At 69.7% G+C, this 9370-nt stretch carries 8 protein-coding genes; 6 read left to right on the top strand and 2 right to left on the bottom strand.

Annotated features, from left to right (window positions below):
• Positions 1 to 59 precede the first annotated feature (59 nt).
• A complete protein-coding gene (locus ACFXMF_RS44795) occupies positions 60 to 554 on the bottom strand; it encodes an ATP-binding protein (protein ID WP_379992080.1) in 495 nt (164 codons plus the stop codon).
• A gap of 749 nt (positions 555 to 1303) precedes the next feature.
• On the opposite strand from ACFXMF_RS44795, the gene ACFXMF_RS44790 reads away from it, so the two are divergent.
• The 5 genes from ACFXMF_RS44790 to ACFXMF_RS44770 all read left to right on the top strand — a co-directional run bounded on the left by ACFXMF_RS44790 (position 1304) and on the right by ACFXMF_RS44770 (position 6789).
• Positions 1304 to 1882 carry a helix-turn-helix domain-containing protein gene (locus tag ACFXMF_RS44790; protein WP_360322265.1) on the top strand — a complete coding sequence of 193 codons (579 nt, stop codon included), beginning with the start codon at positions 1304 to 1306 and terminating at the stop codon, positions 1880 to 1882.
• A 426-nt stretch (positions 1883 to 2308) separates the two neighbouring features.
• Complete coding sequence (locus tag ACFXMF_RS44785) at positions 2309 to 2533, top strand: hypothetical protein (RefSeq protein WP_379992081.1); 225 nt, start codon at positions 2309 to 2311, stop codon at positions 2531 to 2533.
• Between the two features lie 38 nt (positions 2534 to 2571).
• Entirely contained in the window at positions 2572 to 3453 is an 882-nt protein-coding gene (locus ACFXMF_RS44780; RefSeq protein ID WP_379992082.1) for an alpha/beta fold hydrolase, read from the top strand.
• A 253-nt stretch (positions 3454 to 3706) separates the two neighbouring features.
• Positions 3707 to 5644, top strand: coding sequence for a DUF4158 domain-containing protein (locus ACFXMF_RS44775; protein WP_379992083.1), 1938 nt, complete (start codon positions 3707 to 3709; stop codon positions 5642 to 5644).
• A 2-nt stretch (positions 5645 to 5646) separates the two neighbouring features.
• The gene (locus tag ACFXMF_RS44770) at positions 5647 to 6789 is read left to right on the top strand and encodes a transposase (RefSeq protein ID WP_379992084.1); all 1143 of its coding nucleotides are present in this window, start codon (positions 5647 to 5649) and stop codon (positions 6787 to 6789) included.
• 405 nt (positions 6790 to 7194) lie between these two features.
• Here the strand turns inward: ACFXMF_RS44770 and ACFXMF_RS44765 are convergent, their stop codons facing one another.
• Positions 7195 to 7719: a MarR family transcriptional regulator gene (locus tag ACFXMF_RS44765; protein ID WP_360322278.1), complete on the bottom strand. Its 525-nt coding sequence runs from the start codon at positions 7717 to 7719 to the stop codon at positions 7195 to 7197.
• A gap of 59 nt (positions 7720 to 7778) precedes the next feature.
• Between ACFXMF_RS44765 and ACFXMF_RS44760 the strand changes: the two genes are divergently transcribed.
• Positions 7779 to 9245 carry an MFS transporter gene (locus tag ACFXMF_RS44760; protein ID WP_379992085.1) on the top strand — a complete coding sequence of 489 codons (1467 nt, stop codon included), beginning with the start codon at positions 7779 to 7781 and terminating at the stop codon, positions 9243 to 9245.
• Positions 9246 to 9370 lie beyond the last annotated feature (125 nt).

Raw genomic sequence — 9370 nt, 5'->3', positions numbered from 1 at the left:
GTTGAGGTCCGGGGCCGGGGTCCCCCCCGCGACCGCGCCGAGGACCCGGGACACTCCCGTCACGAGCAGCCTGCCGCGACCGCGCCCATACACACCGCGCGCGCCGCCCACACGACCTTGCCGCCCCCCGGAGTCCGGTGGTAGCCGACTTGTTCGGCCTCCGCGGCGACCAGGAAGAGCCCACGCCCGTGCTCATCGTCCTGTGCTCCGAGGCCGACCATGGGCGGCCTCGGGCTGTCGTCGCCGACCTGCACGATCAAAAGCCCGTCGATGGTCCACATGGAGAGACGGATGGCCGGCGAACTCCTGCCGGACCGTTCTTCTCGATCGCGGCCGTCGCACTCGCACGTGTGCCGGACCGCGTTCCCGACGAGTTCGGAAACCACGAGGCGAACGGCCTCGACATCGTCGTCGGCCAGGCCCCAGCACCGTGCCACCTCCACGGCGCGCCGACGTGCATACGGCACGGAACCCAGGCCCGCAGCGAGCGGGATCATCACCAGACGCCCGTCGCGCGGAGCGGGTGCCGGGCGGGTGGCAAGACGGGTGTTCATGGGAGGAACCTCCAGACCGTGACCCCCACAGGACGCTGCGTAGGATCCGAAACCGTTTTCAGGTTTTCGGTATGCCATTCGATCGGCTTCCGGCAGGTCCCGAGCTTGATCCCGTCGACACCCCGAGGTCCCGTGCCGTAACGACGCGTCAGGTCGATCGGGAACCATGAGGATCGACCTATACGGTTCAGATCCTTGAACCATTATGAACCATTTCTCAAATGGTTGCAAACGGTCCATTGCGGACCGGACGCCCGTGAAGCCGGGTCTCTGCGCCCGCCTGCGAACCCGAGGACGAGAGCGACGCTGCCGTTTTCGGGATCACGGTGACGCGGTTTCCGGCTCTCCGGAGGAAGCCGGTGTTTCGATGGCCGGGTCGCTAGGCGCCCCGGGCCCGGCCGGGAGGGAATCGGGGAGCGATGGTGACCGGGACGCCCGAGGACCACGGGTGGGCAACCGGCGTGGTGCCGGCGGCCGCGTTTCGGGAGCAAGTGGTCGCCCGCCTCCGGGAGTTGGAAGGCCGAGGCGTGTTGACGCCCGGATACCTGCGGCTCGCGGCAGCCGCCGCCCGAGGATCACCGCGTACCGTGCAGCGCCGGCTGCGAACGGCCCGGGAGGAAGGCCGTGCCACCCCTCGTGTCGGGCGACCGAGCCGACGCCGGAGCGGGCGTATGGCCGGTGCAGCGGCGCGTGGTCAGGACGCGATCCCTTTTCTTGAGCAATCGATCCAGATACGTTACGGTGGGGTCATGGCAAGGACCCGGGAGTTCGACACCGAGGCGGCGGTGAGCCGCGCGATGGAACTGTTTTGGAGGCGTGGCTTCGAGGCGACTTCGGTACGCGACCTGACCCAGCAGTTGGGGATCGGGCAGGGATCCTTGTATGCCGCGTTCGGCGACAAGGAGGGCCTGTACCGGGCGGCTCTGGAGCACTACCGCACCACCCTCGCGGCGGCCGCCCTGCGCAGCCTGGAGGAGGGGACGGACGCCCGGTCGGCGATCCGCACGATGCTGGTCGAGCGGGTCCGGATCGCGGTGGAAGACGACGGCCGGGGCTGCCTGGTGGTCAACGCCGCCTGTGAGCGCCTGCCGAAGGATGCGGCGATCCGGCGCACCGTGCGGGACATGCAGGACGCCAGTCGGGACGCGCTTGCCGAGGTGCTGCGGGTCGCGGCGGAGCGGGGCGAGATCGCGACGCGACGCGACCCGCACACCCTCGCCGCCTTCCTCGTCACCTTCCTCAACGGACTGCTGGTCTCCGCGAAGATCACCCCGGACGCTCACGCCCTCGAACCCCTCGTGGAGGTCGCGCTGGCCGCCCTCGACTGATTTTTTCAGTCTCCGTTTCCGCCGGCGTGAATTCCCGGGCCGCCGCGGCTGCTTGGCGACGGCGGCGAGGAATCGGCGCTGTTCCAGGCCCGGTTCACCCCGTCTGATCCCGCGACTCGAAGATCATTCACGCTTCCGGAGACAGAGCCCTTTTTCATGACCGCAATCTGTATCAGATGATCCAGAAAAGTCGCCTGCGCCCGCCCGAACACGGGATCCGGCGACCCCGCCCTGCTTCAATCGAAAACTTCGGAGGACGCGTGCCCCCCGCACCCATCCCGAGCACGCCGACTCTGGGCGGTAGCCGCTGGAACGCCCACCGCCCACGTCGACCTCGGCCAGGCCCTGCGCGGCCACCGCTTCGCTCACCGGCCGGACCCCGCCGCGGACGACGCGCACACGGATGCCGCGCCTTGCACCGCGGCTGTGTGGTCCGCACTGCGCGCACCGGGGTTGGTGTGGACGCAGGCAGGCGACGTCACCCTGGACGGCACCGGCCAGGACGACCTCGTGCTGCCGGCCCTGCTCGGTCGGCTCTACCCGGAGAACGTCATTCTGCGCTCCGCCGGCCCGTTTGCTGCCCGGACAACCACCGACGGCACCGGACCGAGTCGCCTGGTGACCGTCGTCGACCCTCCGCAAGCCCCCTGACACCCGTATCGCGAAGTACGACAGAAAGGTTGGAGAACATGATGTTCGACCACGACGGAATGCCCGTCCGCACGGGCCGTGCCATCGTCAACGGAACGAGTCTGCATTACCGGACGGCCGGGTCCGGCCCAGCGGTGGTGCTGTTGCACGGTGTGCCCAAGACCGGCTATCACTGGCGCCACCTGGTCCCGAAGCTGACGCCCCATTACACCGTTGTCGTACCGGACCTACGCGGCCTCGGCGACTCCGCCCGTCCCGCGGACGGCTACGACTCCGCGACGATGAGCGACGACGTCGCCGAGTTGATGACCCACCTCGGACACGAGACGTACGCCGTGGCGGGCGAGGACTGGGGAGCGGTGATCGGCTACCAACTCGCCGCCCGCCACCGCGACCACGTCACCGCCCTCGTGTTCACCGAGGCCCTGTTCCCCGGATTCGGCTTCGAGGACCACACGGCCCTCACTCCAGAGAATGTCGCCGGTGGCATGCACCTGTGGCATCTGGGCTTCTACTTTCAGCCGGACGTACCCGAAATGCTGATCGCCGGACACGAGCGTGAGTTGATCACCTACATGATCAAGTTCGAGCGCAGCCATCCCGACAGCGCCGGCTCCGACGCGGTCGACGAATACGTGCGCTGCTACTCCATGCCCGGCGGAATCCGCGCGATGCTCTCGATCTACCGGGCGATGCTCGTCGACGCCGAACAGAACCGGCGGGCCGCGCAGAAGAAGCTGGACATCCCGGTCCTGGCGCTCGGCGGATCCGCGTTCATCGGCGACCGCAACGAGTCCCAGATGCGGCTCATGGCCCACGACGTCACCGGACACGTATTCGACGCCGGCCACGACCTCGCGGAGGAAGTGCCCGACGAGATGGCCGACGTCGTCCTGCCGTTCCTGGCCGCGCATCTGTAACCGCACCCGGCCGAGCTTAGGGAGCTGAAGCGGCCTGCGCGCCGTGGGGGCCTCAAGGCTGAGCGGACCTGCCCGGTCTCGCGCCGCCGGGAGGCCCCCAGGGCTTTCCGGTCGATATAGGGGGGCCACCGGAATACGCCCGAAACCTGCATCCGAGGGTGGGCAGGCCGGGTAAGCGACCCGGGTGGGGCGGGGGTTCGCGTGCTGGATAGCGTGCGTGGTGTCCGGGTAGTGGCTGCTGCGGGGGTGGCGGGTGGCGTCGATCGATCGCACCGCATACCCGCGGTTCAAGCGGGTGGTGCCAGCCCGGGAGTTGGCGGAGGCGTTCACTCCGACTGCCGAAGAGGTCTCGTGGGCTGATGCGCGTACGCAGACCCAGGCGAACGGGCTGTCGCTGCTGGTGCTGTTGAAGAGCTACCAGCGGTTGGGGTACTTCCCCAAGCTGCCCGACGTGCCGCCGGTAGTGGTTGACCATGTGCGGGGTGTGCTGGGCCTGGGCGCCGAGGTGCTGGCGGGACATGACGCGGAGCGGACGCTGTCGCGGCACCGCGAGCTGGTCCGGGAGTTCCTGGGCGTGACGTACGAGCCGGCCAAGGTGGCGGCGATCGCCGAGGAGGCGGTCCGCAAGGCGGTGGCCACCAAGGACAACCCCGCCGACCTGATCAACGTGGCGTTGGAGGAACTGGTCCGGGCGCGCTGCGAGCTGCCCGGCTTCAGCACACTGGACCGCATGGTGACCGCGGTCCGGACCGAGTTCAACACTGGTCTGTTCGCCGCGGTCGCGGGCCGTCTGGACCACGCGGACCGCGCCCGGCTGGGCCGCCTGCTGCTGGTTGATCCGACCACCCGGCGCAGTGACTTCGACGGGCTCAAGGCGGTGGCGAAGGCGCCGTCGCTGGGCAAGTTCAAGGCACGGCTGGGATATCTGCAGGGCCTGGACGCTCTGGGCCCGACGGACCGGTGGCTGGCGGGGGTGCCGGCCGCGAAGGTCGCGCATTTTGCGGGTGAGGCGCGGGTGGCCGATGTGGGCGACCTGCGCAAGGTCGGCGAGGCCAAGCGGCTCACGATGCTGGCGAGTCTGATCCACGTCTGCCGGGCCGCAGCCCGCGACGAGGTCGCGACGATGTTCTGCAAGCGGATGGCGGCCATCCACCGCAAGGGCCGCGAGCAGTTGGAGGGGTTGCGCGAGGCGCACCGTGCGGAGACCGAGCGGCTGACGGCGGTGTTCGGCGATGTGCTGTCGGCGGTCCGCGAGGCGCTCGCGGCGCCGGAGGCCGAGGAGCCGGCGGCCGGGGTGGGCGCGGGCACGCCGGACCCGCCCGAGGGGGAGGTCAGCGAGCGGGCCGGGCGGCTGGTGCTCAAGACGTTGGCGGGGGCGGGCGGGTTGGACGCGCTGTCCCGGACGCACGAGGCGGTGTCCACGCACCATGGCAACAACTACCTACCGCTGTTGGAGGGGCACTACCGCAGCAGCCGCTCGGCGTTGTTCACGTTGCTGGACACGGTGGAGCTGGAGGCGACCAGCGCGGACCGGGCGGTGTTGGACGCGGTGGAGTTCATCCGCGCGAACCGGACGCGGACCGGCGAGTTCGTCGACGAGCAGGTCACCGTCGAGAAGGACGGGCGTCCTGTCGTGCTGACCTTGGACGAGGGCTTTGCAGGTGAGGGCTGGCGGCGGATCCTGCGGGACGCACGGCATCCGGGGCGACTGGTGCGGCGGCACTTGGAGGTGTGCGTGTTCTCCTACCTCGCCGCCGAGTTGCGGTCCGGGGACATCGCGGTGACCGGGTCGGACTCGTACGCCAACCTGCACGCGCGGCTGATGTCGTGGAAGGAGTGCGCGCCACTGGTGGACCGGTACTGCGGGCAGGCAGGCATCCCCGTCGAGGCGGCCGCGGTCGTGGCGTTCTACCGCGACCAGCTCACGACCGCTGCGGCCCAGGTGGACGCGGGCTATCCGGGCAACACCGACCTCGTCTTGGAGGGCGGGCGCCCGCAGCTCAAACGCCGCAAGGGGGTGGACCGGCGGCCGTCCGCGCTGGTGTTGGAGACGGCCGTGCACGAGCGGCTGCCCGAGCGGGCGCTGCTGGACATCTTGATCCGCACGGCGTATCTGCTGAACTGGCACCGGCACTTTGGCCCGGCGTCGGGGTCCGACCGCAAGATCCGCGACGCGCTGCGCCGCTGCTGACCGTGTTCGCGAACGGGACGCTGCTGGGTGCGGCGCAGGTGGCGAGGCACATGCGCGGGCAGGTGTCCGTGCACGAGCTGGCAACGACGGGAAACAAGCACGCGGCGCCGAACCGGATCCACGCCGCGTCGGTGGACGTGATCAACGCGTTCGCCCGGCTGGACGTGGCCGGGATGTGGGGCGACGGGAACGTGGTCGCCGCAGACGGCACGCAGATCGAGACGTGGGAGAACAACCTCCTCGCCGAATCCCACATCCGGTACGGCGGGTACGGCGGGATCGCGTACCGGCACATCTCCGACACGTATATCGCCTTGTTCAGCCACTTCATCCCGTGCGGCGTGTGGGAGGCCGTCTACATCATCGAGGGACTCCTGCAGAACGACTCGGACATCGCCCCGGATACGATCCACGCCGATACGCAAGGCCAGTCCCTGCCGGTCTTTGGATTGGCGGCCCTGCTCGGGTTCGACCTTCTTCCGCGTATCCGCAACTGGAAGGACCTGAACTTCTACCGGCCCGGCGCGGACGCGCGGTACGAGCACATCGACTCGCTGTTCGGCGACAACGTCATCGACTGGCGGCTGATCGAAACGCACTGGTCAGACCTGTTGCGCACAGCGATCTCGATCCGCGAGGGGCGTTTGTCGTCGGTGACGGTGCTGCGTCGGCTGGGCAACAACTCGCGGAAGAACCGCTTGTACCGGGCGTTCCGGGAACTGGGCCGGGTCATTCGCACGATCACGTTGTCGAGGTACCTCTCGGATCCCTCGTTGCGAGAGCAGATCACCGCGATCACCAACCGGGCCGAGGCGTTCCACGGCTTCTCCGACTGGCTGATGTTCGGCGGGAAGCTCATCGGCAGCAACGACCCCGAGCACCAGGAGAAGATCATCAAGTTCAACGAGCTGCTCGCGAACTGCGTGATCTATTCCAACGCCTGCGACATCACGGCGGCGGCGAACGCGCTGGCCGCCGAGGGGCACCCCGTCGACCTGGACGACCTGGCCACCGTCTCGCCGTACATCACCCACACCATCCGCCGCTTCGGCGACTTCGCCCTCGATCTGACCCCGCCCGACGAGGAACCCGACACCCGGCTCGACCTGGTCCCCAGCGCACTGTTCCCCACCGGGCGGGTGTGAACGAAGGACGCGCCGTTGTTCGGCTCGGTGCCGTACGGTCGGCGCGGGCGCAGCCGGCCGAACGCGGCGGGCAACGCACCGGTGTGCCGTCGGCCCGAGAGCCCAGAGGTACGGCCCGCCACAGGCTTGGTCCCCGGGTCCGAAACGCGGCACACCGGACGTGGTCCAGCGTGGCAGCAGTTGCCGCGGCGGCCTGTCAGGCGTTCGGTCGGGTTCGTTCCAGCAGGGCGGCCGGGGGTGTGGGTCGTGCGTCCCATGCGGCACCTCGTCCCGAAGGGAGGCGAACGGGCCTGCGACGGTTCGGCGTTGTGGGCGGTCGTGTGGGGATTTCGGGCGGCGCTTACCGGTGGGAGCGCCGCGACTACGCCGAGCTCGCCGACCGGCCGCTGGGGGCGACGCTGGGGTTCAGGGCTTGATCGCGTCGTCGTATGCCTTGAGGACCCGGTCCAGGAATGCCTTCACCGTCGCCCGGTCCTTGTCGGTGAGGGCTTCGACGGCCGCGTTCACGCCGTGGACGATCGGCGCGACGTGCTCGAAGGCGGACGCCTCCCAGTCCTCGGCGGGGGAGACGACCACCTTGCGGCGGTCGGTCGGGTGCGGTGCCCGGCTGGCGTGCCCGCCCGCCACCAGCCGGTCGATGACCAGGGTGGTCGCCGCGGTCGAGGCGTCCAGGCGGCGGGCCAGCTCGGTCGGGGTGGCCGGCCCGTGCGCGATGAGGTGGTCCATGACGGCGAGTCCGGCGGCGTCCACCCGCATCTCGCGGCCCAGGTAGCGCTCGAAGCGCTGCTGGCGCAGCGTCAGGGTGCGCAGCTGGTCGCGGATGTCCCCGTGGCTGCCCGCGCTCCGGCGTGCACGCGCGGGGTTCCTGCGCGCCGGTTGCGTCTGCTGGTCCTTCGCGGCTCGGCCGGCGTCGGCCCGTTTGACATCCATGGGCACCAGGATACTCTCGATATTGCTAATGATATTGGTAACCAATGGAGTGAGATTCTATGGAACCCGACCGGACCGGCGCTCCGCCGTACAAGTGGCGGTGGCTGATCCTGGTGGTGATGCTGGTCGCCGAGCTGATGGACCTTCTCGACGCGTCGATCGTCAACGTCGCCGGGCCCGAGCTGGAGGAGTCCCTCGGTGCCGGATCGGTCGGACTCCAGTGGGTGATCGGCGGCTACGCGCTGACCCTGGGGGCCGGGCTGATCCTGGGCGGACGGCTCGGCGACCGCTACGGCCGCCGGCTGACGTTCCTCGTCGGGTTGGCCGCCTTCACACTGACTTCGATGCTCTGCGCGGTCGCGCCGAGCATCGAACTGCTGATCGCCTTCCGGCTGTTGCAGGGCACCTCCGGCGCGCTGCTGCTGCCGCAGGGCCTGGGGCTGCTCCGGGAGAACTTCTCGGGGGCGGAACTCGCCAAGGTCTTCGGGATCTTCGGCCCGGTCCTCGGGCTCGGCGGCATCATCGGTCCGGTCCTGGGCGGCGGGCTGATCTCCGCCGACTTCTTCGGCCTGGGCTGGCGCCTGGTCTTCCTGGTCAACCTGCCCGTCGGCATCGCCGCGCTGGTCGTCGCCGCCAAGGTCATCCCCAGGAAGCCGGGCGACCGCGCGGTCGGCATCGACCTGGTCGGCGCGGCGCTGGTCGTGGCGTCCTGCGCCCTGCTGGTCCTTCCGCTCAACCAGGGCCAGGAGGACGGCTGGCCGCTGTGGACCTGGCTGTCGATCGCCGGTTCCGCGCTCGGATTCGTCCTCTTCGCGCGCCGGCAGCGCCGCGCGGCCGCACAGGGCCGTGAACCTCTGGTCGCCCCTGCCTTGTTGCGCAAGCCCGCCTTCACGGTCGGGCTGGGCGGCATCGCGTTGTTCTTCAGCGGCCTGGTCGGCACGCAGCTCGTGCTCACCCTGTTCCTGCAGATCGGACAGCACTTCACCGCCGGTGAAGCCGGGCTGGGCAACCTTCCGCTGGCCCTGGGCACCGCCGTCGGCGGCGCGGTCAGCGGCGCCTTCCTGGCCGACAGGATCGGCCGGGTGGTCATCCAGGTCGGCCCGCTGATCCAGCTCGCCGGCGCGGGTCTGCTGTGGTGGGAGCTCGACAGCCTCGGAAGTTCCTTCTCCATCTGGGACATCGCCCCCGGCGTCGTCGTCTCCGGAATCGGTGCCGGCATGGTGATCGCCGCACTGTTCAGCTTCATCCTGGCGGCGGTCGACGACCACGAGATCGGCTCCGCGTCCGGCGTGCTGTCGGCGGTCCAGTCGATCGGCGGGTCCATCGGCGTGGCGGTGTTCGGCTCGCTGTTCTTCGCCCGCGCCGACCACGGGGACTTCGTCCCGGGCGCCCAGCACGCGCTGATCGCCCAGGTGTGCGTCCTCCTGGCGTTCCTCGCCGCCACCTTCCTGCTGCCCAAGAAGGGGCGGCCGGAGGATGAGCAGCATGTGGCCCGCGAAGAGCTGTTGGAGAAGTCGGCCGTCTGATCCCGTTCCGACTCCGGCCTGGTGGGGGGGGGGGCGGCCCCCCCGCCGGGGGCGGCCCCCCCCGCCGGGGGTTTTACTAAAAAACCGTCGCCCCCCACAACCCAACAAAGGGGATGTGGGCTTGG

The organism is Embleya sp. NPDC059213 (assembly GCF_042754445.1).
Classification (GTDB): domain Bacteria; phylum Actinomycetota; class Actinomycetes; order Streptomycetales; family Streptomycetaceae; genus Embleya.
The sequence above is the reverse complement of the archived record's forward strand: the minus strand, read 5'-3'. Positions and strand labels throughout refer to the sequence as shown.